The following is a 24,715-nucleotide window of genomic DNA, read 5'->3' as shown; positions in this document are numbered from 1 at the left end:
TACGGCGCTATAGGCTGTAACAGTTGATTTAGAGCGGTTTTGTAGGACAATCCGACCAAAATCGGGGTTTTTCTCCGATTTTGTAAAGGTCGGTGTCAGCAGGCGAGCTGGCTCAACGGTGAAACGCAGGTTTGCCAGGCGCAGGCGAAATCTCTCAAACGTCCTTGTGGTTGAAAGGTCTTCCTCCAGATACGGGCCATGCCGAGCAGATCGTCGGCTGCGGGGAGCGGGGTGTGTTGTTGTTCCACCAGCAACCAGGCGATGGCGGTGGCATAACGCAGATTGACGGTCAGTTCCAGGTGCGGTCCGGCGAGGAACGCATGTTGGCTGGCCAGTCCTCTCACCAGGCTGGCCCGTTCCGGGTCCAGCGCCAGGTAGTGATCCCAGAGGTCCTGGTGGCGCACTTCAGTGATGCGGTACAGGCCGTGGCCGCGGCGATCGTGCAGTGCCGAGCCCAGCGCCGACTGACTGGCGGCAATGCCCAGCAACAAGGCTTCAGCGGTTTTGCTATGACTGCCCAGGTACATCAGCGTCGGGCGAATGACATAGCGGCACAACTCGCTGGCGGCGATACCCATAATGCCCTCGAGGGGGGGAGGTGGCCGGCGAAACCCGAAGGTGCTTGGCAGCAATGAAAGGATCAGGTTTGCCGGAAGCGGCGCGGGCCGCCTGACTTGAAGTGTAGTGTCATATCTATGTTGTAAAGGCCTGTTTTTAAAACATTTCCGAGCTCTTGTTATAAGCCTTATACCTATTGGTACTTTGGTTGGAGGAGTGGATTGGTAAATCACAGGCAATAAAAAGCCCCGCGATCAGGCGAGGCTCTTGGGTTTTCAGCACTCTGGCGTATCAGGCCACCAAGGCCTGGCGTGTACGCTCGATCACTGCCTGCAGCGGTTCGGCGCTGGAGTATTGATCGGGATACAGGCGTTCGCTGTGACGGGCGATGCCGTGTTCATTGACCAGGGTGAAGCTGAAGCAGCCTTTGCGAGTGGCCATGATCAGGCAGTTCAACGGCGCAAAAGCGTGGGTTAGGGTGCGAATGGCATCCTGAGTATGGATTTGAGTAGACATAATTATTAGGTGTTCCTACAAATGACACGGTTAAGAACCGTGCAACGTTAAAACGTTCCAGTAACGTCGACCACTATTGGTCAGACGAAGAACCCGACTGGAACAAAGCAGCCAGTTGCAGCGCTTTAATAAGGTTGCGCTAGGGGCTGGCAGGTAGGTACTTAGGAGGGCAGGCAACACAGCAAGGGCAAAGGTTCTGGGCCCAGGGTGGAGATCCTGATCAATTTGCAGGTTGGTTCGGTCAGAGTAAGTAACTTGGGCACTGCCTTTGATTTCGTTTCAAGGGCGGTGTCAGTTTGAGAATTACCTGGAAACCAGCGAGGTGGTCGGTCCTTGATGTTCGACGTTGTTCTCGTTAGGAGAGGTGTCGGCGGGACTTGTTCGACCAGAATTGACTTTCAGCTTGGTACTAACGGGGCGGAGTTTATCGGGTTGAAGGTAGGAATGCAAGTGTGCTAGGAAAAATGTTCCCTGGGCAACGACGTCACGGGGTGACGATTGTGTCACCTCCGACACGGCGGGGTGTAAGAAAGTGGTGCATTGTCGACGTCAGTTTCCGCCCAGTTGTGCACACTTGTTGTGCCACATGTCACCGGGTTGTCACCTTCCCCAAGGCTTGCTCCATAGCCTGTCTCGAGAATTTAAGTCAATGATAAACATCGTCTTTTTTTACTGGTGAAAAAATCGTCAGTTTGACTGCAGAGCCCGTCTCATGGGGCTTTGAGAGGGTTGTAGAGGGGTTGTCCACTGACTTATCCACAGCTTCTGTGGATTGTCCCAAGCGCTTGCTCTAGGACGGGCGTGCTGGCTCTTTTTTGACTTTACCCGAGCGAAAAAAGGAGTAGAGTGGCGCGCCTTCCGATCTGCCCCACAGTGCTTTATGAAGTTTCGCTCAGTATCACCTTCTGTTACCGCCCTCCCTGACAGTGTTACCGAACCCAAGCGTTTCTCCTTGCGTGTGGCTCTGTGGTTACTGGACAGCCCGCGCCTGGGACACAACCCTAACGTCAAGCACTTTGCCGGACGTTTACTCAAGCAGCCGGCCCGGGAAGGGGTGGTCGCGGCGCAAAGTCGCCTGGGTCAGTTGATGTGCCGCGAGTGTGGCAACGCCCGGGACCGCCGTATCGGTCACGACTTGTTGCGCCAGGCAGCCCGCGCCGGTGACCGTCGTGCTCAACTGGAGCTGGGCCGTATCGAAGACTGAGGCTGTCCAACGCCCGGTGGCTTGGTTAACCTTCGTTCCTTATTTCGCTGACAGGAATTGCTATGGCTATGGACTTGACCAGCCTGCTGCTCGGCCTGGCGGGAGCGGCGCTGCCGTTACTGGTGCTGGCCTGGCAACTGCAGCGTCGCGCCAGTTCCAGCCAGTCCGAGCTATCACTGCTGGAAGAACGTCTGGCTACGGCCCTATTGGCCCAGGAAGGACTCATGGCACAGCTGGATGCCACTCGTGATGAAGTCAGCGACCTGAGTCAGGCCAATGCTCTGAAGCAGGCGGACCTGGCGGCTGTGCGTCGAGAGGTCGAGTTGCTGCAGATTGAGCGGGACAACGCCCGTGACGCTGCTCACGCCTGGAACCTGGAGCGTGCCGCCAAAGAGAACGAGTTGCGACGTCTGGATGCCCAGGCCGCCTCGTTACAGGCGGAACTACGAGAACAGCAGGAAAGCCACCAGCAGCGCCTTACCGATCTGCAAGGGTCCAGGGACGAGCTTCGGGCCCAGTTCGCCGAGCTGGCGGGCAAGATCTTCGATGAGCGCGAACAGCGTTTCGCCGAGACCAGCCAGCAGCGGCTTGGGCAGTTGCTGGACCCGCTCAAGGAACGCATCCAGTCGTTCGAAAAAAGGGTCGAAGAGAGTTATCAGGCCGAGGCCCGCGAGCGTTTTTCCCTGGCCAAGGAGCTGGAGCGTTTGCAGCAACTGAATCTGCGCTTGAGTGATGAAGCCACTAATCTGACCCGCGCCCTCAAGGGGCAGAAGACCCAGGGCAATTGGGGGAGCTGATTCTTGAGCGGGTGCTGGAGCACGCAGGCCTGGAGAAGGGACGCGAGTACCAGACCCAGGTCAGCCTCAAAGGGCCGGACGGTGAGCGCTTCCAGCCCGATGTTCTGATCATGCTGCCGGGTGACAAGCAGGTGGTGGTGGACTCCAAGGTCAGCCTCACGGCCTACCAGCAGTATGTCGGCAGCGACGATCCACAGATTGCCCAGGCGGCCCTGAAGCAACATGTGCTGTCTCTGCGCAATCACGTCAAAGGCTTGGCCGGCAAGGATTACAAACGTCTGGAAGGTTTGCACAGCCTCGACTTCGTACTGCTGTTCGTGCCCATCGAAGCCGCATTCTCGGCAGCCCTGCAAGCCGAGCCCAACCTGTTTCAGGAAGCGTTCGACCGGCATATCGTCATTGTCAGCCCAACCACCTTGCTCGCTACTTTGCGGGTAATCGACAGCCTGTGGAAGCAGGAGCGCCAGAGTCAGAATGCCCGTGAAATCGCCGAACGGGCGGGCTGGCTCTATGACAAGTTCGTGCTGTTTATCCAGGATCTGGATGAAGTCGGCAACCGCCTGCAGCAACTGGACAAGGCATATGCCGCCGCGCGCAACAAGCTCACCGAAGGCCGGGGCAATCTGGTCAGCCGCAGTGAGCAGCTCAAGTTGCTGGGGGCCCGGGCCAGCAAGAGTTTGCCGGCAGATTTGCTGGAGCGGGCCATGACCGATGCCGACGGGCGAGAGTTGGAGTTGCCGGAGTAGCCCGGCACTGGCTCAGCCCAGAGGCAGATGACGACTCAATAGGGCGCGCAAGGCTGCCGGTTTTACGGGCTTGGCCAGATAGTCCAACCCTGCCGCGTGCACCTGGGCGATCATCTCCGGACGCCCATCAGCACTGATCACCACGCCCGGCACCGGCTCCCCCAACTGAGTGCGTAGCCAGGCCATGACGTCGGTGCCGGTTTCGCCATCGTCCAGGTGGTAGTCCACCAGCGCCAATTGCGGGCGGATGCCTTCCTTGAGCAGCGCCGCGCACTCTTCGCGGTTCCGGGCAGTCCAGACTTGGCAACCCCAGCGTGTAAGCAGGCTGTTCATGCCGATCAGGATGCTGTCTTCATTGTCCACACAGAGCACCTGCCCGCCGTTGAGGGACTGCCCGTTGAGTTCCACCGCTTTGCCCGGCGCGACCACGCTACTGCGGGCCAAGGGAACGTTGACACTGAAAACGCTGCCCTTGCCGGGCCAGGAGCGTACCTGCAACGGATGGCCGAGGACCCGGCACAGGCCGTCGGCGATGGCCAGGCCCAGTCCCAGGCCTTTTTCGGCGCGGGTCTGGTGGCTGTCCAGGCGCTTGAACTCTTCGAAGATCACCTGCTGCTTGTCCCGGGGGATACCCGGTCCCCGATCCCAGACTTCAAGGCTCAATGAGTCGCCCCGACGACGCACTCCCAGCAAGACCGGGCCCTTGGCATAGCGGAAGGCGTTAGTCAGGAAATTCTGCAGCACCCGCCGCAGTAACTTGCTGTCACTGTCGACCCGCAGACGGCTACCGCGCACCCGGAATTGCAGGCCCTGCTCATGGGCCAGGGCCTTGAATTCCGCCCCCAGGGTGTCGAACAGCTCGTTGAGGGCAAAGGGTTTGCGATCGGGGGTGATCTTGCCGTTTTCCAGGCGCGAGATATCCAGCAGGTCGCTGATCAGGTCTTCGGCAGAGCGCAGTGAGCTGTCCAGGTGCTGCACCAGCTGCTGGGCTTCGACAGAGAGTCCGTCATTCTGGTGTGAAAGGGCGGCGGAGAACAGCCGTGCAGCGTTCAGGGGTTGCATCAGGTCGTGACTGACGGCCGCCAGGAAGCGCGTCTTGGATTGGTTGGCCGCTTCCGCCGTGCCCTTGGCTTCGGTCAGCGCAGCATTGAGTTGCGACAGTTCATGGGTGCGTTCCGCCACCCGTTGTTCCAGGCCCTCGTTGGCCTCGGTCAGGGCCTGCTCGGCCTCGCGGAACGGGGTGATGTCAGTGAAGCTCATGACGAAGCCGCCGCCGGGCATCGGGTTGCCGATCAGTTCGATGACCCGGCCGTTGGGGAACAGCCGCTCGGAAGTATGGGCTCGTCCCTGGCGCATCCAGTGCAGGCGTCGGGCGACGTGGACCTCCGCTTCGCCGGGGCCGCACAGGCCGCGCTCGGCGTTATGGCGAATGATGTCGGCAATCGGCCGGCCAACGCTGATCAGGCCTTCGGGGTAATTGAACAGCTCCAGATAACGACGGTTCCAGGCCACCAGTTTCAACGACTGGTCCACCACACTGATGCCCTGGGTGATGTTTTCGATTGCGCCTTGCAGCAGTGCGCGGTTGAACTGCAGCACTTCAGAGGCTTCGTCAGCGATGCGCACCACGTCTTCGAGTTGCATCTCCCGGCCTTCGATGGCGGCCTTGACCACGGCACGGGTCGAGGAGGCGCCAAGGACACCGGCCAGCAGGCGTTCGGTATGGGCGATCCATTCGCCGTCGGCGTTCTGATTCGGGTTGAAGCCTTTGCCCTGACGATAGGCGAAGCGGATGAAGCTCTGGCGGGCGCGCTCTTCACCGACAAAGCGCGCGGCCAGTTTCAGCAGGTCGTCGATCTGCACTGCCAGCATCGAGCGTGAGCTGAGGCGACCGCTGATTTCCTGGCCGATGAAGCGTCCGGCCTGCCAGTGTTCGGAAACCCGGGTGCGCGACAGCACCGAGACCCAGGCGAACAGGGTGAAGTTACCGGCCAGTGACAGCACCACGCCCTGGGTCAGTGGTGTGATGGGCAGGTCCAGCGGATTGCCGTGCAGCCAGGCCAGGCCGGGGAAGCTGCTCAGGGACCAGCCCAGGCTGTGGGCAGCGATGGGCAGGACCAGGGTGTAAAACCAGATAAAGGTGCCGGCGGCGAGTCCGGCAAACACCCCTCGACGGTTGGCCTGTTTCCAGTACAACGCGCCAAGCATGGCCGGCGCCAGTTGAGTCACGGCGGCGAACGCAATCTGGCCGATGGTGGCCAGACTGGCGGTGGAGCCCAGCAGGCGATAGCTGACATAGGCCAGCAACAGGATGACCACGATGCTGACTCGGCGCACCGAAAGCATCCAGTGACGGAACACTTCGAAGGGGCGTTCGGCGTTTTTATGTCGCAGCAGCCAGGGCAGCAACATGTCGTTGGAGACCATGGTCGACAGTGCCACGCTGGCCACGATCACCATGCCGGTGGCGGCCGAGGCGCCACCGATGAACGCAAGCAAGGCCAGGGCGGGATGAGCCTGGGCCAGGGGCAGGCTGATAACGAAGGAGTCCGGCAATACGCTGCTGGGCAGGAGCATCTGTCCGGCCAGGGCGATGGGCACCACGAATAGTGCGGCCAGAGCCAGGTAAGCGGGGAACACCCATTTGGCCAGGCGCAGGTCCTGGGGCTCGATGTTCTCGACCACGGTGACGTGGAATTGCCGCGGCAGGCAGATGATCGCCATCATCGCCACTCCGGTCTGCACCACCATCGACGGCCAGTTGATGGTTTCCTTCCAGTACTGCTCCAGGCGGGGCGCGAGCATGGCCTGGTTGAACAGATCGTCGAAACCGTCATAGAGGCCAAACGTGACGAAGGCGCCGACGGCCAGGAAGGCAAACAGCTTGACCAGGGATTCGAAGGCAATCGCCAGCACCATGCCCCGGTGGTGCTCGGTGGCGTCGAGGTTGCGGGTGCCGAAGACAATGGTAAACAGCGCCAGGATCAGCGACACGATCAGTGCCGTGTCCTGGGCGCGGGTACCCATGGCGTCGGCTCCGGCGCCGATCAGCAGGTTCACTCCGAGCACGATGCCCTTGAGTTGCAGGGCGATGTAGGGCAGCACCCCCACCAGGCAGATCAGGGCTACGACCACCGCCAGGGACTGGGACTTGCCGTAGCGGGCGGCAATGAAGTCGGCAATGGAGGTGATGTTCTCCTGCTTGCTGATCATCACCATCTTCTGCAGCACCCAGGGGGCGAACACCAGCAGCAGGATGGGGCCCAGATAGATCGGCAGGAAAGCCCAGAGTTGTTCGGCCGCCTGGCCCACGGCGCCAAAGAAGGTCCAGCTGGTGCAATAGACGGCCAGCGACAGGCTGTACACCCAGGCCCGCACCCGCGGCGGAAGGGGCGCGCTGCGACGGTCGCCATAGAAGGCGATGGCAAACATGATGGCCATATAGGCCAGGGCAACGGCGGCAATCAGCCCGCTGGACAACGACATGGAAACTCCGAAGCAAAGACGCCGGGCACGTCAGCCCGGCCAGACAGTCTGGCACGATGTTGAGTTGGCGTCAGTGTCGACCAAGGTATCAGCGTGGCCTGATGTCGCAGGGCCGGACGGTCGTTCGGGCGGGCTAGGTTGGCAGGGCAAGCTCGATCATTTCATGGAGTTCCAGCATCACCACCGGCTCCACTTCGAACCTGATTGGCGGTGCCATGGTGGCAGTGCTGACCCTTAGTGGCGCGTTGATGTTCTTTTCCTTGCGCCAGCGTTTGGCCGACAAGGTCCTGCGCTCGGGAGGCTGAGCAGTTGCTTGATTGCGAGGCGCAGCGGTCGACGCTCAGGGAAACCAAGGGCAATTCTGTCGGTTGGCGAGAGTGCCGCTCACGTTCACTATGGGCACCTGTTCCCTGCTGCCATGGAGTGCCTTATGTTTCCTGGGTCTGGTCATCGGTTGCTCGACAAGCAGTCGCGTCAGTCGTGTTTCAGCGACCATTCAGCGCTAACGGGCGGCCAGTCGGGCCGCTCAAAACCTTTTGTGTCAGGGAGGGCGGTATGAAGGTCATTCGCAGTGCTGACTTTACCGGCGAGCGGGCCTGGGCAGCCCTGGATATCGCCAACATGAACGGCATCACCACGCGCCTGCACTGGACTGACCAGCCGTACCGATGGCACGTCAATGATGGTCAGGAGGTGTTCGTGGTGCTGGGTGGCCAGGTGCAGATGCGCTATCGCGTTGAGGGGGTGGAGCAGTCGGTGCTGCTGGAAGTGGGCGACATTTTTTATGCCGATCTGGGAACCGAGCATGTGGCTCATCCCCAGGGTGTTGCCAGGGTGTTGGTGATCGAATCCGAAGGCAGTGTCTAGGTTTATATCTGCAAAATAGATAACAGATAGAGAAATTACCCGTTATATAGATATTCGATTAGGTTCTACCATGGGCTCCACCTCATCAGAGGACAGGAGACACGTCATGCCATGCACCCACAGCGTCAAAGCCGGCCGCCGGCCCTTGAGTCATCTACAGCACCCCCGTGAAGCCATTCGCCATTTCACTCCCAACTGGTTCGCCGCCACCATGGGCACCGGTGTTCTGGCCCTGGCGCTGGCCCAATGGCCGGCGCCGGTGCCAGGCCTGCATCAGGTGGCTGAAGGCTTCTGGTGGTTGACCATCGTCCTGTTCCTGCTCTTTACCGCGATGTACACCGCGCGCTGGGTGCTGTTCTTCGATGAGGCGCGGCGAATCTTTGCTCACTCAACGGTATCGATGTTTTTCGGCACCATTCCCATGGGGCTGGCGACCATCATCAACGGCTTGCTGCTGTTCGGCATTCCGCGCTGGGGCGAGGCGGTGGTGCATCTGGCGCAAGTGTTGTGGTGGCTGGACGTGGCCATGTCCCTGGCTTGCGGGGTGTTGATCCCCTACATGATGTTCACCCGGCAGGAGCACAGCATCGATCAGATGACCGCCGTCTGGTTGCTGCCGGTGGTGGCGGCTGAAGTGGCGGCGGCCAGCGGCGGCTTGCTGGCGCCGCATCTGGCGGATGCTCACGCCCAACTGGTGATGCTCAGTACCAGCTATGTGTTGTGGGCTTTTTCGCTGCCGGTGGCTTTCAGCATCCTGACGATCCTGCTGCTGCGCATGGCCTTGCACAAATTGCCCCACGAAAGCATGGCGGCCTCGAGCTGGCTGGCCCTGGGCCCGATCGGTACCGGCGCCCTGGGCATGCTGGTGCTGGGGGGCGATGCGCCGGCGATCTTTGCCGCCAATGGCCTGTCCGGCGTCGGCGAGATTGCCGCCGGCCTGGGGCTGGTGGCGGGCCTGACCTTATGGGGCTTCGGCCTGTGGTGGATGTTGATGGCGGTGCTGATCACCCGCCGTTACTTGCGCGAGGGCATTCCCTTCAACCTCGGTTGGTGGGGCTTTACCTTCCCGCTGGGTGTGTATTCGCTGGCCACCTTGAAGCTGGGTAGCACTTTGCACCTGGGATTCTTCAGCGTATTTGGTGCGGTGTTGGTAGCGGCCCTGGCGTTGATGTGGCTGATCGTGGCCAGGCGTACGGTCCAGGGGGCCTATAAAGGAGAGCTGTTTGTTTCGCCGTGCATTGCGGGCTTACGGAAATAATCGCCAAAGATAGGTAAGGTTGTGGCCTGGATCGATATTCGACATTCCAATAACAGTATCCACGCCACTCAGGGACATGGAAGATGAGTCACCCTTCGCAGTTCACTTTGCTCCGCAAGCGGCGGTTCCTGCCGTTCTTCATCACGCAATCCCTCGGCGCCTTCAACGACAACATCTTCAAGCAGTCGTTGATCCTGGCCATTCTCTACAAGCTGAGCATCGAGGGTGATCGCTCGATCTGGGTCAACCTCTGTGCCTTGCTGTTCATCCTGCCGTTCTTTCTGTTCTCGGCCCTGGCCGGGCAGTTCGGTGAGAAGTTCGCCAAGGATGCGCTGATTCGCCTGATCAAGCTGGGGGAGATCGCGATCATGGCCGTGGGAGCGGTGGGCTTCGTCTTCGACCATCTCTGGCTGATGCTGTTGGCGCTATTTGCCATGGGGACCCATTCGGCACTGTTCGGCCCGGTGAAATATTCGATCCTGCCCCAGGCCCTGCGTGAAGAGGAACTGGTGGGCGGCAATGGCCTGGTGGAAATGGGGACTTTCCTGGCAATTCTGGCCGGGACCATCGGCGCGGGGATCATGATGTCCTCGGCTCATTACGCCTCTATTGTCTCGGTTGCCATCCTGGGCGTCGCGGTGTCGGGGTACCTGGCAAGTCGGGCCATTCCACGGGCGGCTGCTGCAACCCCGGACATGCGCCTGAACTGGAACATCTTCAGTCAGTCCTGGGCCACCTTGCGTCTGGGCTTGGGGCAGACACCGGCGGTGTCGCGGTCAATTGTCGGCAACTCCTGGTTCTGGTTTGTCGGGGCAATCTACCTGACTCAGATTCCCGCCTATGCCAAGGAGTGGATGCACGGCGACGAGACGGTGGTGACCCTGATCCTCACTGTGTTCTCGGTGGGTATCGCGGTGGGCTCGATGCTGTGCGAGAAGCTTTCGGGGCGCAAGGTTGAGATCGGCCTGGTGCCGTTTGGCTCCTTTGGCCTGACGGTATTCGGCCTGCTGCTGTGGTGGCATTCCGGTGGTATCCCGGAGAGTGTCAATGGTCATGGCTGGCTTGAAGTGCTGGGCTTCGGGCATGCCTGGTGGGTGTTGTTCGACGTGCTGGGACTGGGGGTATTCGGTGGCTTCTATATAGTGCCGTTGTATGCGCTGATCCAGTCGCGTACTCCGGAGAATGAACGGGCCCGGGTAATTGCTGCCAACAATATTCTCAATGCTCTGTTCATGGTGGTATCGGCGATTGTTTCCATCGTCATGCTGAGCATGGTCAAGCTGACCATTCCCCACCTGTTCCTGGTGGTGTCGCTGCTCAACATCGCGGTCAACGTCTATATCTTCAAAGTGGTGCCCGAGTTCAGCATGCGGTTCATGATCTGGCTGCTCAGCCATTCCATGTACCGCGTCGAGCATCGCAATCTGGAGCAGATCCCCGATGAAGGAGCGGCGTTGCTGGTGTGCAACCACGTGTCGTTCGTCGATGCCTTGTTGATTGGCGGCGCGGTGCGCCGGCCGATTCGCTTCGTGATGTACTACAAGATCTACAACCTGCCAGTGCTGAACTTTATCTTCCGCACCGCCGGTACCATTCCTATCGCTGCAAGGCATGAAGATCTGGAAATCTACGAAAAGGCCTTTAAGCGTATTGCCCAGTATCTGCGTGACGGTGAGTTGGTGTGCATTTTTCCCGAGGGCAAGCTGACTGCCGATGGTGAGATTAATGAGTTCAAGGGCGGCCTGACACGGATTCTCGAAGAAACCCCGGTGCCGGTGATTCCCCTGGCACTGCAGGGCTTGTGGGGCAGCTTCTTCAGTCGCGACCCGAACAAAGGGTTCTTCCATCGCTTCTGGTCACGAGTGACTTTGGTGGCCGGGCCAGTCGTAAGTGTGGAGGCCGCCGAACCCGCGCAGTTGCAGGCGGTGGTGGGGCAGTTGCGCGGCAGTCGTCGCTAGGATTGCAGTGAATACAAAAACGCCCGCAGCATTGCGGGCGTTTTCATTTCTGTGCGGCGGCGGTCAGCTGGCGCTGACTTTCAAGCCCACCAGGCCGGCGATGATCAGCGCCACGCTGGCCAGGCGCACCAGGGCCATGGATTCGCCGAACAGGATGATCCCTGCGATCACCGTGCCAATAGCACCGACCCCGGTCCAGATGGCGTAGGCTGTGCCCAGGGGCAGCTCCTTCATGGCCAGACCGAGCAGGCCCAGGCTGATGGCCATGGCGAGGATGGTCAGGGCGGTGGGCAGCGGACGGCTGAAACCGTCGGTGTACTTCAGGCCGACAGCCCAGCCCACTTCAAACAAGCCGGCAAACAACAAAATGATCCAGGACATGCTGACCTCATCGGTTGATGGGGTCGTCCCCACAAATAAGTCACTCGATTGAGTCGCGAGGTCGTCCTCGCGCTGCGCAGTATACTGCTCAATGCGGCTCGGTCGATCAGTTTTCAGCTCGGTTGCCGACTCGTTGTGTTTCCAGTTTTTGCTCGCTTTTGTCCCTCATGCCGCGGAAGTAGGTCGAGAGCAAGGCCCCGGAGATGTTATGCCAGACGCTGAACAGTGCGCTGGGTACTGCCGCCAGTGGAGAGAAGTGGGCGCTGGCCAGGGCGGCCCCCAGGCCGGAGTTCTGCATGCCGACTTCCAGGGCCAGGGATTTGCGTTGTGCCAGTGGCAGTTTGAAGAGCCGGCCGGTGAAATAGCCCAACAGGTAGCCGAAGCTGTTGTGCAGCATCACCACCGCCAGGATCAGCAGTCCGGACTCGGCGATTTTTGCCTGGCTGGCCGCCACCACGGCGGTGACGATGATGACGATGCTCACCACCGAAACCAGCGGCAGTACCTCTACCGCATGTTGTACCCGATGGTCCAGCAAGCGCTGGGCCAGCACGCCCAGCACGATCGGTAGCAGCACTACTTGCAGGATCGACCAGAACAGCTCCATGAAAGACACCGGCAGCCAGGCCGAAGCCAGCAGCCAGATCAGCGCAGGGGTCAAGAGTGGCGCGAGCAGGGTGGTGACTGCAGCAATTGCCACCGACAGGGCGAGGTCGCCCCGGGCCAGCCAGGTCATGACGTTGGACGAGGTGCCGCTGGGGCAGCAACCCACGAGAATCACGCCGACGGCAATTTCCGGCGGCAGATGGAAGGCCTGGCAGAGTAGCCAGGCCACCCCGGGCATGATCACGAAGTGCGCGACCACTCCCAGTGCGACGCGCCAAGGATGACGGGCCACTTCGGCGAAGTCTTCGAGTTTCAGGGTCAGGCCCATGCCGAACATCACCAGGCCCAGCAGCGGCACGATGGCGCCTTTGAGGCCGATGAACCAACCGGGTTGGAAGAATGCCAGGACGGCGAAGATCAGTACCCAGTAGGCGAAGGTGTTGCCGACAAAGCGGCTCAGTGCAGCCAGTGCTCGCATGACCTGTTCCTTATTATGTGAAAACGCCACCGAAGGCGGTGGCGTCTATAGCGGGGCGGCTATTGGAGCAAGGCGTCAGATGCCTTGCGGAATCTCCTCGCCACCCAGGGCCTCGAACAGCGCCGGCAGGAAGTCGCCGAAAGTCAGCATCATCAGGGTGAAGCTGGCGTCCTGCTGGCCGAGGGCTTCATCGCCGCCGTCCTGTTCCGCCTGATCCTGCAGCAGGTCTTCGAACTTCAGGCGCTTGACCACCATCTTGTCGTCGAGCATGAAGGACAGTTTGTCCTGCCAAGCCAGGGACAGTTGGGTGACCACCTTGCCGGTGCTCAGGTGCAGCTGGATTTCCTCGCCGGTCAGGTCCTGGCGCTTGCAGCGCACGATGCCGCCGTCTTCGTGGGTGTCGCGCAGTTCGCATTCGTCGAGCACGAAGAAGTCGTCGGCGGCTTTTTGCGTCTTGACCCAGTCGGTCATGATTGCGCTCGGGGCGATCTTCACGGTCAGTGGACGTACTGGCAGGGTGCCGAGGACTTCGCGCAGGGTGGAGAGCAGGTCTTCGGCGCGCTTGGGGCTGGCGGAGTTGACCAGAATCAGCCCTTGTTTCGGGGCGATGGCGGCGAAGGTCGAGGAGCGGCGGATAAAGGCCCGGGGCAGGAACGCCTGGATGATTTCATCTTTGATCTGGTCGCGCTCCTTCTTATAGACCTTGCGCATCTGTTCGGCTTCGATCTCTTCGACCTTTTCCTTCACCGCGTCGCGCACCACGCTGCCAGGCAGGATGCGTTCTTCTTTGCGCGCTGCCACCAGCATGAAGTCCTGGCTGACGTGCACCAGCGGGGCGTCTTCACCTTTGCCGAAAGGGGCGACGAAACCGTAAGTGGTCAACTCCTGGCTTGCACAGGGGCGCGCCAGTTTGGTCGCCAGTGCAGTTTCCAGCGCCTCAGCATCAAAAGGCAGATCTTGGGTCAGGCGATAGATCAGCAGGTTTTTGAACCACATGGGGTGAATCTCTCCTTTATACAAAGGAGGGCATTATTCTCTTCGCTGCTGCTCAGGCCAACCCTTCGCTAAGCCTTTGGAAGGCCTGAAAAAATTATTATAAAAAGTGCTTGCCAGAGTGGGGGCTGCTCCGTAGAATGCGCGCCACACCGAACGTGAAGGGTGATTAGCTCAGCTGGGAGAGCGTCTGCCTTACAAGCAGAATGTCGGCGGTTCGATCCCGTCATCACCCACCATTCGCATTCAGTGTTACGCGCAGCGGTAGTTCAGTCGGTTAGAATACCGGCCTGTCACGCCGGGGGTCGCGGGTTCGAGTCCCGTCCGCTGCGCCATATTCGGTAACCTGGAACACTGAACGCCAGGTCACCACAGAAAGCCCGCTAGCGCGGGCTTTTTGCTGTAAAGAGTTTGTGGGTAGTGCGGCATTTCATGGGAATTCAGATTTTTTTGATAAAATTATCAATTAAATCAACACTTTAAGAATTTCTGTGGCATAATGCGCCCCGCAACGAAGGTAAAGGGTGATTAGCTCAGCTGGGAGAGCGTCTGCCTTACAAGCAGAATGTCGGCGGTTCGATCCCGTCATCACCCACCACTTACTTTCAACGCTACGCGCAGCGGTAGTTCAGTCGGTTAGAATACCGGCCTGTCACGCCGGGGGTCGCGGGTTCGAGTCCCGTCCGCTGCGCCATATTCGATAACCTGGAACACTGAACGCCAGGTCATCACGGAAAGCCCGCTAACGCGGGCTTTTTGCTGTCTGGGGTTTGGCTTTAGGCAAATCCGGCACCCCAAAAAGCGGCCCGCAGGCCGCTTTTCTTGTTTCAGGGCTTACTGCTCGGCGTTACGGCTGTGCCGGTAGTCACTGACAGCTTCGTAGACCGCTTTGCGCAAGCGGTTGATACCACCGATAGGGCGATGGGCCTCAATGCCGAACCAGGGATTGAAGGATTGATTGTCGCAGGCGAGGTTTTGCGCAGGAGTGTCGAAGTCCTGGGCGGGGATCGTCAATCGGGCCACGGTTTCAAACGGTGCGTCGCTTTCTTTCCACTCGATGCTGGTGTCTTCGATCGGCATGAACCGGCTCGGATCCTGGCGCTGGATCTGCAGCACGAAGCAGGCTGGCATCCGATCGGTGGAGAGCTGCTGGGTCAGTGCACTGCGCAAGAAGTTGGGCAGGTCCTGGTTCTGCGCTGGCAAGCTGTAGGCCGGGCAGCTGTCCGGGTCTGGCATGACCCGGAACTTGGCGTTGGCGTTACCGAACTTGTAGGGCGAGACCGAAAAGTAGGTCGTCTGGGTCGGGCTGGCTGGTGCTGGTGACAACGTGGCCAAGGCGATGAACAGATGGCGGATCTGCCAGCTGCGAGGATCCCAGCCAGGGAAGAAGGCGCCGACTTTCTTGCCATCCGCCTGGGCGGCAATGTTTTGTTGATACTCCGCCACATCGCTGACGAAGAAGTTCGGATGATTGAACATCACGAAGTCCTGCTCGCGTCGCGCCGATTCCGCGGGGATCAGCTGTTGCCCAGGAACATCCAGCAGTTTGATCGCCATGCCGCGGGCATCGCGAATGCTGTCGAACTGCGGATAGGCATTGCCGTTGGACAAACGCACGGTCGCTTGCCAGGTCTGGCCGGGGTTGGCGAATACACCCTGGCGCAGTTCCGAATTCAGGTCCTTGAGCACCTGGACCTCGGCTTTCACGCAGCCATGAGCCTTGGCGTGGGCATCGCGCAGGTAGCGCGTGCCTTCGCGGTGTTGATCGACGATGCGTACGGCGGTCTGGATGATGTCCTGGGTGCGTGCGGCTTCATCGGCGGGAATCTGCTCCTGCACTGCCACCGGACCACGGTGCTGCCAGGCGAACCAGGCGCTGCCCAGGGCCCAACCCAGCAGGCCGATGCCAGCCAGCAATAACAGAGTCTTGCCCAGCAATGCACTGAGGCTTAGCCAGAGCCTGGCCAGCAGTGACGGTCGTTTTCTTGCGAGATCGAGTTTCATGGCAGTTGTGACTCCAGCGGTCCGCCTAGCACTTTCAAGTATTCCAGCAGCGCCCAGCGCTCTTCGGGTTGCAGCAGAGGGCCGATGACGCCGTTGCCACGCTGGCCGGCACGGAATTCGTGGCCGCTGTTGTGGTTGCCGCTGATGCGGGTATCGAATTCAAAGCCATTCTTGAAGGCTTCCGGGCGATAGCCCAGGTGCTTGGGATCGTATTCGAAGGTGCCTCGATAGAAGGTGGTGGAGCGTTCGGATTGGGGCGAAAGCAGTTGATACAGGTTGGGCACCGAGCCGTTATGCAGGTAAGGCGGTGTCGCCCAGACCCCAGCCAGTGGCCGGGCCTTGTAGGCACGCAGCTCCCGTACGCCGATCGGCAGGCCATAGCCATCCAGCCGTGGCCGTTCCTCGGGAGTGACCTTGGCATCGCGGTAGGCACGTTCCTCGACGAAGGCGGTGATATAGGCCAGGCCCTTCGCGGCCGAGAGTTGGCGCAGGTCAAGTGGTTCAGTGGGCGTCGGATGCAGTTCGACGTTGGACTTGGCCAGTTCGGCGGTGTCCCATTGCAGGGCGCTCAGGTCATAGCGCAAGTCGGCGATGTTGCTGGCGGAGTTCGGGTCGGTACCAATCACCGAAACCGGGAGCATCTTCAGTTGCTGCACTGGGCGGCCGTTGCTCTCGCTCACTGTCGGTAGGTGACAGCCGGCGCAGTGGCTGGCGAACAGGTCGCGGCCCTTGGCAGCCAGAGGTTTATCGACAGTGCCCAGCAGTGCCTCAGGCCATGTGGGAGGCTTCAGGCGCTGCAAGGTTTCTTCTATATGGTTAAGGTCGCGAACCCGCACGCTGGACGGGTAGCGGGCATCGCCGGTGAGGGGCTGGCCGTTGCTGTCGAACAGATTGAGGGTGGCACCGACCCCCAGGGCCTCGCCAATGTTGCGGGCCATGGGTTGCTGTGCGGAACCGTTCCACTGCACCCAATCGAAGGTCCAGATGTCCCACAGTTGTGGGTAATCCACCGGGGCGTTGGCGATCCGATAGTTCTGCGCAGAAATGGCATCGCCGAAACTGGCGTTGGCTATGCGGCCGAAGGCATCGGTACGGCCCGGGCCTTCCTCGGTGGGATAGAGGCCACGATGGGTGTCGTTCCAGGCGACTCGGAGGAAGGTGTCCAGCGAGGCCTTGAAATCCTTGCGCAGTTGTTCATGTTGCGCGTCATAGTCTGCGCCCAGCACTTTGCGGGCGAAACGCTCGAATTTCCATGGGTTGTAATAGGTGGTGGCCAGACTGGCTACCAGCGCCTGGCCGAAGCTGCCGCCGCGCAGGGTTGGCACGCTGGAGGGCAGGACGTGTTGCGCCGATCCGCCATCGATTCGCAATGCCTGATGGTTGAAGCGCAGTTCCCCGGTGTGGCAGGCGGCGCAGGTGATGTCCAGGTACTGTTCCGGGCTGCCTGGGTTCTGGTGTCGGGCGAACCCTACTGGCAGGTTGCCGGGATTCTGCGCGGTGGCTTTCTGTCCGGGCTGAACCAGGAACCCGAAGCGTGCCAGGTACTCCGGCGCTGCAAAGGACTGCTTGGAGAAGGGCAGCTCCAGGGCGGTGAACCATTCATAGCGCAGGCCTTTGACTTGAGTGCCTTGGGGGGTGAAATAGTACGTCTGGCGATCGGCGGCGTCCCACTGGTCCAGATAGTGCACCTGCTCGACGGGCACATAGTCGGGAAGCTTGGGGTTGGCGATGTAGTACACAACCACGGCCAGGGCTATGCCGATCAACACGGCAATCAACAGCAATACACGGTAGATGAGGCGCAAGATGTACGTCCTTGTCGAATTTGCTTTCCTTATGCCTGAGCGTCTCTGACGCGGCAAGTAGCCATTACTTGCGCTATGGTTATTCGCGCTCGTTCCAGCGCCTCACCGAGCCGCCTGAGCGGGCGTTCCCCAAAGCATAAAACGTGTTTAAAGACGTGAACTTATCGGACATTTACTACTCTTACGCCGGTAGCCATTGGTCGTGGTCGCCTGATAAGCTCGCGGCTTTATTCGATTGCCCTTTAGGCGCATGAACAAGGAAATAGCATGAAACAGCATCGGTTGGCGGCGGCGGTGGCCCTGGTTAGCCTGGTACTTGCGGGGTGTGACTCGCAGACCAGCGTAGAGCTGAAAACCCCGGCGCAAAAAGCTTCCTACGGTATCGGCCTGAACATGGGCAAGAGTCTCGCCCAAGAAGGCATGGATGACCTGGATTCCAAAGCGGTAGCCCAGGGCATCGAAGATGCCGTCGGCAAGAAAGAACAGAAGCTGAAGGATGAGGAACTGGTTGAAGCCTTTGCCGCGCTGCAAAAGCGTGCCGAAGAGCGCATGGCCAAGATGAGTGAAGAGTCGGCTGCTGCCGGCAAGAAATTCCTCGAGGAAAACGGTAAGAAAACCGGCGTGACTACCACTGCTTCCGGCCTGCAGTACGAAGTGCTGAAGAAGGCTGATGGTCCTCAGCCCAAGTCGACTGACGTGGTCACGGTTCACTACACCGGTACTTTGACCAACGGTACTGTATTCGACAGCTCGGTAGAGCGTGGCAGCCCGATCGATCTGCCTGTCAGTGGCGTCATCCCGGGTTGGGTTGAAGGTCTGCAACTGATGCACGTGGGTGAGAAGTACAAGCTGTACATCCCTAGCGATCTGGCCTACGGCGCACAAAGCCCAAGCCCGTCGATCCCGGCCAACTCGGTTCTGGTGTTCGAACTGGAGCTGCTGGGTATCAAGGATCCAGCCAAGCAGGACGCCGCCAAGTAACCTGTCTCTGCGCCTGAAGCAACGCCCCGTTTTTACGGGGCGTTGTCGTTTCTGCGGGCCACTGCTGGTAAATATTCCGAACCGGCGCCATCGTAGGTGGTCAGAACTGGGTATCGGCGGTGGGTAGTCTGTGAAGGCCGCCAAGTCAATGAAATTATGGGTTTTTTTATGTGAGTAAAAAACGCCCGATCTGAGCTAAGCCCTTATGAAACGGGGCTTTCAGCTGTGAAAAATAGCTCTGTTCACAAGGTTATCCACAATTTGTGTGGATAACATTTCAGTGGAGTGATGATGAAAGCACCCTGGAGTTTTGCTCGCTTCCTGCCCCTGGCTGGTCGGTTGCTGAGCCGCGGTCGTTTACCGACGCTGTTGTTTGCCGTGGCCAGCAAGGGGGCCAGCCAGGGTGGCCGTCTGGGCAAGGTCAAGGAGGATCTGCGCCTGCTCCAGGCACTGTGTCTGGCTTACTGGCGAGGTGAGTATCGCGCTGTCAGCCCCAAGGCTTTGCTATCGGTAGTGGCAGGGTTGATGTATTTCCTCAGCCCGGTGGACGCGATCCCCGATTTTCTCCCGGTATTCGGCATGCTCGACGACATCGCCGTGCTGGCGTGGTTGATGAAGACCCTGGATGACGAACTTGGTGCCTTCCGCGCCTGGCGCAACCGCCAGATGCCGGAAAAACTGGCAGTGGTTGAACGCCTGCCGGATACACCGGAACAGCTGCAGCTGGAGGGGCCGCGGAAAAACTGAGGCGATTGACTGGCTCTCTCAACAATCATGCTCCCCGCGACCGCCGCCGCTGTTAGGATTACACTTCAAGGGAAAAGTCCGACTCGGTAAGAGTCGTTGTCCTACGGGGTAGTAATGGATATTCAGATTATTGAACGCGATGGCGAGCCCGAATATGCGGTTCTGCCGTGGGCTCAGTATCAAGCTTTATTGACAGCCGCAGGCCTCACCAAACAACAACCACACGCCGCTGCAACCTCTCAGGCGGCACCACCAGCCCAGAGTCTTCCGGGCCTGGATCAACTACGCAATCTGCGCGAAGGGAAGGGCATCGCCATCGAGGCGCTGGCCCGCAAAGTAGGTATCAGTCCGTCTTACCTGGCCCTGATTGAAAGTGGCGAGCGTCAACCCGACGCTGCGATTCGCCGCAGCCTGGCCTGGGAGTTGACGGTGCCGGGGTGGAGGGAGCAATCGTGAGTGTAAGGATCAGTCGTCAGCACTGGGATGGGCTGTTGGGCGAATTGGATCAAGCCCGTCGCCAACGCCATCTTTTAACCTACCGGGCATTGCTGGAGCGATTGCAGCTGCCTAGCCCAGCCATGCAAACCCTGACGGCCGCGCTGGAGCATCTGGCGGCCCTGGATGCCCGGGCCGAACAGCCATTGCGCAGTTCATTGGTGATCAGCCAAGGCGCTAGCCGTTTACCTCGTACCGGGTTCTTTGAGTGTGTGGAGCGCTTGGGACGTTTTTCCGGGCCATCCGATGGCGTGGCCGCTGCGTCATGGCACGCATCGGAAGTGGTGCGCGTGTTCGAGTATGAATACCCCGAATCAGCGGAGGCTTGAATGTTCTGGCGACTCAAGGCACGACTCAGCTATTGGCTGGCGCGCCGGTTGTTTCATTGGCCGTGGTTTATCCGCGAACCTCGCAGTTGGCGGTGGATGGAGGGGCAATTCGCACGCATGGCCAATCTGGGGGATGTCGACGCGCAAAGTTTCTACGGGCACATCCTGACTTTTCGTGGGCATGGGCTTGGGGCGCGGGAGGAGGGCATTCGCCTGCTGCGCCTGGCGGCTCTGGCCGGTGACGGTAAAGCCGCCTATCAATTGGGGGTGATCAGCCTCGCCGGCTCCGCCAGCAAGGCTCCTGATGCTGCCGAGGCAAGCCGTTGGTGGACGCTCTCGGCCAAGGCCGGGCATCCACTGGCGGAGCTCAAGCTGATGCAGCTGAATCAGGCGGCTGATTCCGATCCCGCATCGGTTCGTTGAGCGCCTCGCTTCCCATGCGGGCTGCAGCGTCCAAACTGTCGATTACGTGGATGCTGTAGCCCTGAACATTCTTGGCATGATGCTTGGCCTGGGATGCCAGCTCTGCCAATTGGCTGGAATCCAGTAGTCCACAAGCCTGTGGATACAAGTGCACGACGCCGATGGACAGTGACAGCAAGGGGAACTCCTGACGCACTCCTTGACGGTTGGGGGCGACAAAGCAACCGGCCTCCAGGTGTTCGCTGCGGTAGAAGCGTCGGCACTGACTGTGAAAGTCGTCCAGCAACTGGTTCAGGCGTCTTTGCCAGTCTTCAGGTCCGAGCACCAGCAAGAAATCATCCCCGCCAATATGCCCGACGAAGTCACGACTCGGGTCGACCCGATCATTCAGGCATTGGGCCAGGCACAGCAGCACTTCATCGCCACGGCCATAGCCGTAGATATCGTTGAAGGGCTTGAAGCTGTCGATGTCCACGTAACAGATCACTGACTCTTGCCCTTGTTGCAGCAGGCGGGTCAGGCATTGCTGGATGGGCACGTTGCCCGGTAACAGGGTCAGGGGATTGGCATAGCGCGCCTGCTGGATTTTCAGTTCGGTGATCAGCTTGAGAACATCTATTACCCGTCCCAGTCCCAGGTAGTGACCGTTGAGGGTGATGATGAAGTCTTCCTCGATGCGTTGCCGGGCGCGACTGGTGATCAGGCGGCTCACCTGCTGCAGGGACTGGCTGAGTTCGACGGCAAGGAAGTCGTCATTCATCAGGCGGCTGATGGGTTTGCGGGCAAAAAGATCGGTAGCAAATGGCTTGAGCAGGGCATCTGAAAGCGAATGCCGGTGGACGATCCCGCAGGGGTGGCCCTGTTCGTCGAGGACTGCCAGAGAGTTGAGGTTGGCTTGCCGGCGAAAGGCTTCCAGCACGTTGGCTGTCGGGGTATTACGGGCCACGGCGGGCTGTTCGTTGAGCAGCGCGCTGAGGTCACTGCCTTCATCGTTGAGTGCCACGCTGGTTTGGTCATGCTTGGGCATCATTGCCCGGGCATCCCGAGGCGGCTGTTCCTGCGGCCGGCACAGCAAGTAGCCCTGGACTAGATCCACTCCCATTTCGCTGAGCACCACCAATTCCTCGAGCATCTCTATCCCTTCGGCTATCACTTGGGCGCGAGACGCCTTGGCGATCTGCAGAATTGAACCGACGAATTCGCGCTTTAGGGCGTCCTGATGGATACCATCGATAAAGTGCCGGTCGATCTTTACATAGTCCGGTCGCAGCTCGGACCACAGGCGCAGGCTGGAGTAACCGGCGCCGAGGTCATCCAGGGCGATGGAAAATCCCATGTCCCGGTAGTGATGCAGGGCATTGTGCAACAGCTGAAAGTCGTCGATGGGGGTCTGTTCGGTGAGTTCGATCACCACCTGGCTTGGAGGAATGCCGACGTCCTGTAGCAGTTGCAGGGTCCGGCCAGGTTGATGGGTCGCTTCCAGCAGGGATTCCGGCGATACGTTGAGGAACAGTTTGCCGGGTAATTGCTGCTCGCTGAAGCGTTTGCAGGCGCTGTGGCGGCAAGCGAACTCCAGTTCGCTCAGGCGCCCGGCCTGGCGGGCCACCGCGAACAGGGCGACCGGGGAGTGCAGGGGGCTGTTGGAAGGGCCACGGCTCAAGGCTTCGTATCCGAGGATACGTCGCTGCGAGAGAGAAATGATCGGCTGGAACAGGCTGTGCAAACCGCTTTGAGCCAGGATTGAACTCAATGCACTCAGCTGTTCGGTCGTGGTCATGGCGATCTCTGTCGATAAAAAAAGGACCGGGCGCCGCTCCTGATTCAAGAGCGGCGCCCGGTCCTTTATTTCACGACAGAATGATGACTGTTTAATGACGCTCCGAGGAGCGATCGAATTAAATTGCCATCATCTTCAGTGCTTGGCTACCGAGGTGTTGAGCTTCAGATAGTCCAGCAGAATGCGCCCTGTTTCGCTCAGGTAGGCGTCGTCTTCCGGCTTGGTCTTGTCTGGCTCGGCAGCTGCTAGTGTATCTTCGTCTTCTTTCTTCAGCTCTTTGAGCGGCTCTTCACCCTTGGCCTTGCGACGAGCATTTTCCAGAGCCAGTTGCTTGGCTTCGATGTCGGCATGCTGTGCCCGACGATCCGCTTCGTTGAGGCTGACGGTTTTTTCCGCCATCAGTTTCTGTGCCAGGGCCAACTTGTCGCGGATGAACACGAACTCCGCATCTTTCGCTGAACGGCTTTCATGTTCGGCCTTGAGCTGGGCCAGGAATGGCTTGAACGGATCCACAGCCGGTTTGATGGCCGGGCGAATGGTGTCCCAGGGCATGGCTTCAGGCAGAGCGCTTTCACCGATTTCCTTGGTGTCGATGATCGACGGGTAACCGATGTCCGGAAGAACGCCCTGATGCTGGGTGCTCTGGCCGGAAACCCGATAGAACTTGGCCAGGGTCAGTTTCAGCTCGCCATGGTTCAGTGGCTGAATGGTTTGCACCGTACCTTTACCGAAGGTCTGTCCACCAATGATCAGCGCTCGGTGGTAGTCCTGCATGGCGCCAGCGAAAATCTCCGAGGCCGAGGCCGAGAGACGGTTTACCAGCAGTGCCATCGGGCCTTTATAGAAGGCGCCGGGGTTTTCATCCTCCAGCACATCCACACGACCGTCGGCGTTGCGTACCAGTACTGTCGGCCCTTTGTCGATGAACAGGCTGGTCAGTTCGGTGGCTTCCTGGAGGGAGCCACCGCCATTGTTGCGCAGGTCGATGACCACGCCATCGACCTTGTCTTTCTGCAGCTCGGTCAGCAGTTTTTTCACATCGCGGGTGGTGCTCTTGTAGTCCGGATCACCAGCGCGGAACGCCTTGAAGTCAAGGTAGAAGGCCGGGATCTCGATCACTCCGAGCTTGTAATCCTTACCATCCTGCTTGAGGTTGAGGATCGACTTCTTCACTGCCTGGTCTTCGAGCTTCACCGCTTCGCGGGTGATAGGCACGATCTTGCTGGTCTGGTCGTTTGGCGCATTGCTGGCCGGAATCACTTCCAGGCGGACCAGGGTGCCTTTCGGACCACGGATTAGCTTGACCACTTCGTCCAGGCGCCAGCCCACTACGTCGACCATTTCCTTGTTGCCTTGGGCGACACCGATGATCTTGTCTGCGGGAGCTATCTGCTTGGTCTTGTCTGCCGGGCCTGCCGGCACCAGGCGCACGACCTTGACCTGGTCGTTGTCGCTCTGCAACACGGCGCCGATGCCTTCCAGCGACAGGCTCATGTTGATGTCGAAGTTTTCCGCGTTATCCGGCGACAGATAATTGGTGTGCGGGTCGTAAGACATGGCGAAGGTGTTGATGTAGGCCTGGAAGATGTCTTCGGCCCGGGTCTGGTCCAGGCGCGCCAGCTGATTCTTGTAGCGCTTGGTCAGCGTCTCCTGAATCTGCTTGGGCTCCTTGCCGGCGATCTTCATGCGCAGCACTTCGTCCTTGACGCGTTTGCGCCACAGGTCGTCAAGCTCTGCGGTGGTCTTGAGCCAAGGGGCGTCCTTGCGGTCGATCAGCAAGGTCTCCTTGGCGTTGAAGTCGATCTTGTCGACGCCTTTGTTGAGCTCCGCCAAGGCGAAGTCCAGACGCGCTTTGACCCGGTCCAGATAACGCTTGTAGATGGTGAAGCCGGCATTCAAGTCGCCGCTCTTGAGGAAGTCGTCAAACTGGGTTTTCCATTTGTCGAATTCCGCGATATCGCTGGCCATGAAGTAGCTGCGCGATGGGTCCAACAGCTTCAGGTAGCTGTCATAGATGATCACCGAGCGCGCATCATCCAGCGGCGGTTTGCTGTAGTGGTGGCGTTTGAGCAGTTCTACAACATTGAGGCTGGCAATTACCTCATCGCGATCGGGCTGAAGTTGATCCCAGCTATTGGCTGCGAACGTATTGGTCGACATCGGCAGAAGGCCGAAACCAATGAAAAGGGCGAGGGCGGTGCTGGGGAACAAATGCTTCATGCTGATTCGACGCGGGGGCAATTGATAACGCATATTAGGCCGTCTTTGAAGTCGCCGGTTCCATAAGGACCGGTCGCATAATGCAA

20 protein-coding genes, 4 tRNA genes and 1 pseudogene are annotated in these 24,715 nt (G+C 59.6%); 14 read left to right on the top strand and 11 right to left on the bottom strand.

Going from position 1 to position 24,715, the window contains the following annotated elements; genetic code table 11:
• Positions 1-95 precede the first annotated feature (95 nt).
• Both ACMGF8_RS27490 and ACMGF8_RS27485 read right to left on the bottom strand, forming a co-directional pair.
• Entirely contained in the window at positions 96-578 is a 483-nt protein-coding gene (locus ACMGF8_RS27490; RefSeq protein WP_102860764.1) for a hypothetical protein, read from the bottom strand.
• A gap of 271 nt (positions 579-849) precedes the next feature.
• Complete coding sequence (locus ACMGF8_RS27485) at positions 850-1,074, bottom strand: hypothetical protein (protein ID WP_102860765.1); 225 nt, start codon at positions 1,072-1,074, stop codon at positions 850-852.
• Between the two features lie 880 nt (positions 1,075-1,954).
• On the opposite strand from ACMGF8_RS27485, the gene ACMGF8_RS27480 reads away from it, so the two are divergent.
• Both ACMGF8_RS27480 and rmuC read left to right on the top strand, forming a co-directional pair.
• Positions 1,955-2,278, top strand: coding sequence for a sel1 repeat family protein (locus tag ACMGF8_RS27480; RefSeq protein ID WP_102880537.1), 324 nt, complete (start codon positions 1,955-1,957; stop codon positions 2,276-2,278).
• A 176-nt stretch (positions 2,279-2,454) separates the two neighbouring features.
• Positions 2,455-3,821: pseudogene (gene rmuC, locus ACMGF8_RS27475) on the top strand (DNA recombination protein RmuC).
• 12 nt (positions 3,822-3,833) lie between these two features.
• Here the strand turns inward: rmuC and ACMGF8_RS27470 are convergent.
• Both ACMGF8_RS27470 and ACMGF8_RS27465 read right to left on the bottom strand, forming a co-directional pair.
• Positions 3,834-7,307, bottom strand: coding sequence for a PAS domain-containing hybrid sensor histidine kinase/response regulator (locus tag ACMGF8_RS27470; protein WP_102860768.1), 3,474 nt, complete (start codon positions 7,305-7,307; stop codon positions 3,834-3,836).
• Positions 7,308-7,440: 133 nt separating this feature from the next.
• The gene (locus tag ACMGF8_RS27465) at positions 7,441-7,590 is read right to left on the bottom strand and encodes a hypothetical protein (RefSeq protein ID WP_162884080.1); all 150 of its coding nucleotides are present in this window, start codon (positions 7,588-7,590) and stop codon (positions 7,441-7,443) included.
• 272 nt (positions 7,591-7,862) lie between these two features.
• Here ACMGF8_RS27465 and ACMGF8_RS27460 point away from each other — a divergent pair, with 272 nt between their 5' ends.
• The 3 genes from ACMGF8_RS27460 (at position 7,863) to ACMGF8_RS27450 (ending at position 11,390) form a co-directional block, all read left to right on the top strand.
• Positions 7,863-8,174, top strand: a complete 312-nt coding sequence (locus ACMGF8_RS27460; RefSeq protein ID WP_102860769.1) for a cupin domain-containing protein — start codon at positions 7,863-7,865, stop codon at positions 8,172-8,174.
• 106 nt (positions 8,175-8,280) lie between these two features.
• The gene (locus tag ACMGF8_RS27455; RefSeq protein ID WP_207166372.1) at positions 8,281-9,432 is read left to right on the top strand and encodes a TDT family transporter; all 1,152 of its coding nucleotides are present in this window, start codon (positions 8,281-8,283) and stop codon (positions 9,430-9,432) included.
• 83 nt (positions 9,433-9,515) lie between these two features.
• Entirely contained in the window at positions 9,516-11,390 is a 1,875-nt protein-coding gene (locus tag ACMGF8_RS27450; protein WP_416757895.1) for an MFS transporter, read from the top strand.
• Between the two features lie 63 nt (positions 11,391-11,453).
• Here the strand turns inward: ACMGF8_RS27450 and sugE are convergent, their stop codons facing one another.
• From sugE to rdgC, 3 genes are all read right to left on the bottom strand, one after another.
• Positions 11,454-11,771 (bottom strand): quaternary ammonium compound efflux SMR transporter SugE, encoded by a 318-nt coding sequence (gene sugE, locus ACMGF8_RS27445; protein ID WP_016967450.1) that lies wholly within the window; start codon positions 11,769-11,771, stop codon positions 11,454-11,456.
• Between the two features lie 106 nt (positions 11,772-11,877).
• Positions 11,878-12,855: a bile acid:sodium symporter family protein gene (locus ACMGF8_RS27440; protein ID WP_416757892.1), complete on the bottom strand. Its 978-nt coding sequence runs from the start codon at positions 12,853-12,855 to the stop codon at positions 11,878-11,880.
• A 75-nt stretch (positions 12,856-12,930) separates the two neighbouring features.
• Positions 12,931-13,851 carry a recombination-associated protein RdgC gene (rdgC, locus tag ACMGF8_RS27435; RefSeq protein WP_016967448.1) on the bottom strand — a complete coding sequence of 307 codons (921 nt, stop codon included), beginning with the start codon at positions 13,849-13,851 and terminating at the stop codon, positions 12,931-12,933.
• Between the two features lie 160 nt (positions 13,852-14,011).
• Here rdgC and ACMGF8_RS27430 point away from each other — a divergent pair.
• From ACMGF8_RS27430 to ACMGF8_RS27415, 4 genes are all read left to right on the top strand, one after another.
• Positions 14,012-14,087: transfer RNA gene (locus ACMGF8_RS27430), tRNA-Val, on the top strand.
• A 19-nt stretch (positions 14,088-14,106) separates the two neighbouring features.
• A tRNA-Asp gene (locus ACMGF8_RS27425) sits at positions 14,107-14,183 on the top strand.
• Positions 14,184-14,370: 187 nt separating this feature from the next.
• Positions 14,371-14,446: transfer RNA gene (locus ACMGF8_RS27420), tRNA-Val, on the top strand.
• A gap of 19 nt (positions 14,447-14,465) precedes the next feature.
• A tRNA-Asp gene (locus tag ACMGF8_RS27415) sits at positions 14,466-14,542 on the top strand.
• Between the two features lie 140 nt (positions 14,543-14,682).
• Here ACMGF8_RS27415 and ACMGF8_RS27410 read toward each other — a convergent pair.
• Positions 14,683-15,852, bottom strand: a complete 1,170-nt coding sequence (locus tag ACMGF8_RS27410) for a catalase family protein (protein ID WP_102860773.1) — start codon at positions 15,850-15,852, stop codon at positions 14,683-14,685.
• Positions 15,849-17,657 (bottom strand): di-heme-cytochrome C peroxidase, encoded by a 1,809-nt coding sequence (locus ACMGF8_RS27405; protein ID WP_102860774.1) that lies wholly within the window; start codon positions 17,655-17,657, stop codon positions 15,849-15,851. The genes ACMGF8_RS27410 and ACMGF8_RS27405 overlap by 4 nt, the downstream gene beginning before the upstream one ends.
• A 267-nt stretch (positions 17,658-17,924) precedes the next feature.
• Here ACMGF8_RS27405 and ACMGF8_RS27400 point away from each other — a divergent pair, with 267 nt between their 5' ends.
• From ACMGF8_RS27400 to ACMGF8_RS27380, 5 genes are all read left to right on the top strand, one after another.
• Positions 17,925-18,638, top strand: a complete 714-nt coding sequence (locus tag ACMGF8_RS27400; protein WP_102860775.1) for an FKBP-type peptidyl-prolyl cis-trans isomerase — start codon at positions 17,925-17,927, stop codon at positions 18,636-18,638.
• A 291-nt stretch (positions 18,639-18,929) separates the two neighbouring features.
• The gene (locus tag ACMGF8_RS27395; protein WP_102880528.1) at positions 18,930-19,385 is read left to right on the top strand and encodes a YkvA family protein; all 456 of its coding nucleotides are present in this window, start codon (positions 18,930-18,932) and stop codon (positions 19,383-19,385) included.
• Positions 19,386-19,499: 114 nt separating this feature from the next.
• Positions 19,500-19,841 (top strand): helix-turn-helix domain-containing protein, encoded by a 342-nt coding sequence (locus ACMGF8_RS27390; protein WP_102860777.1) that lies wholly within the window; start codon positions 19,500-19,502, stop codon positions 19,839-19,841.
• Positions 19,838-20,209: a hypothetical protein gene (locus ACMGF8_RS27385; protein WP_003179080.1), complete on the top strand. Its 372-nt coding sequence runs from the start codon at positions 19,838-19,840 to the stop codon at positions 20,207-20,209. Before ACMGF8_RS27390 ends, ACMGF8_RS27385 begins: the two co-directional genes overlap by 4 nt.
• A complete protein-coding gene (locus tag ACMGF8_RS27380; protein WP_102860778.1) occupies positions 20,210-20,632 on the top strand; it encodes a sel1 repeat family protein in 423 nt (140 codons plus the stop codon).
• Here ACMGF8_RS27380 and ACMGF8_RS27375 read toward each other — a convergent pair.
• Together ACMGF8_RS27375 and ACMGF8_RS27370 are read right to left on the bottom strand one after the other, a co-directional pair.
• Entirely contained in the window at positions 20,577-22,409 is a 1,833-nt protein-coding gene (locus tag ACMGF8_RS27375) for a bifunctional diguanylate cyclase/phosphodiesterase (RefSeq protein WP_207166370.1), read from the bottom strand. The genes ACMGF8_RS27380 and ACMGF8_RS27375 overlap by 56 nt on opposite strands.
• A gap of 135 nt (positions 22,410-22,544) precedes the next feature.
• Positions 22,545-24,629 (bottom strand): carboxy terminal-processing peptidase, encoded by a 2,085-nt coding sequence (locus ACMGF8_RS27370; RefSeq protein WP_416757887.1) that lies wholly within the window; start codon positions 24,627-24,629, stop codon positions 22,545-22,547.
• Between the last annotated feature and the right edge of the window lie 86 nt (positions 24,630-24,715).

The organism is Pseudomonas sp. BNK-7 (assembly GCF_048072025.1).
Classification (GTDB): Bacteria; Pseudomonadota; Gammaproteobacteria; order Pseudomonadales; family Pseudomonadaceae; genus Aquipseudomonas; species Aquipseudomonas danubii.
Note: the sequence above shows the minus strand (reverse complement) of the source record. Positions and strands in the feature narration are given on the sequence as shown.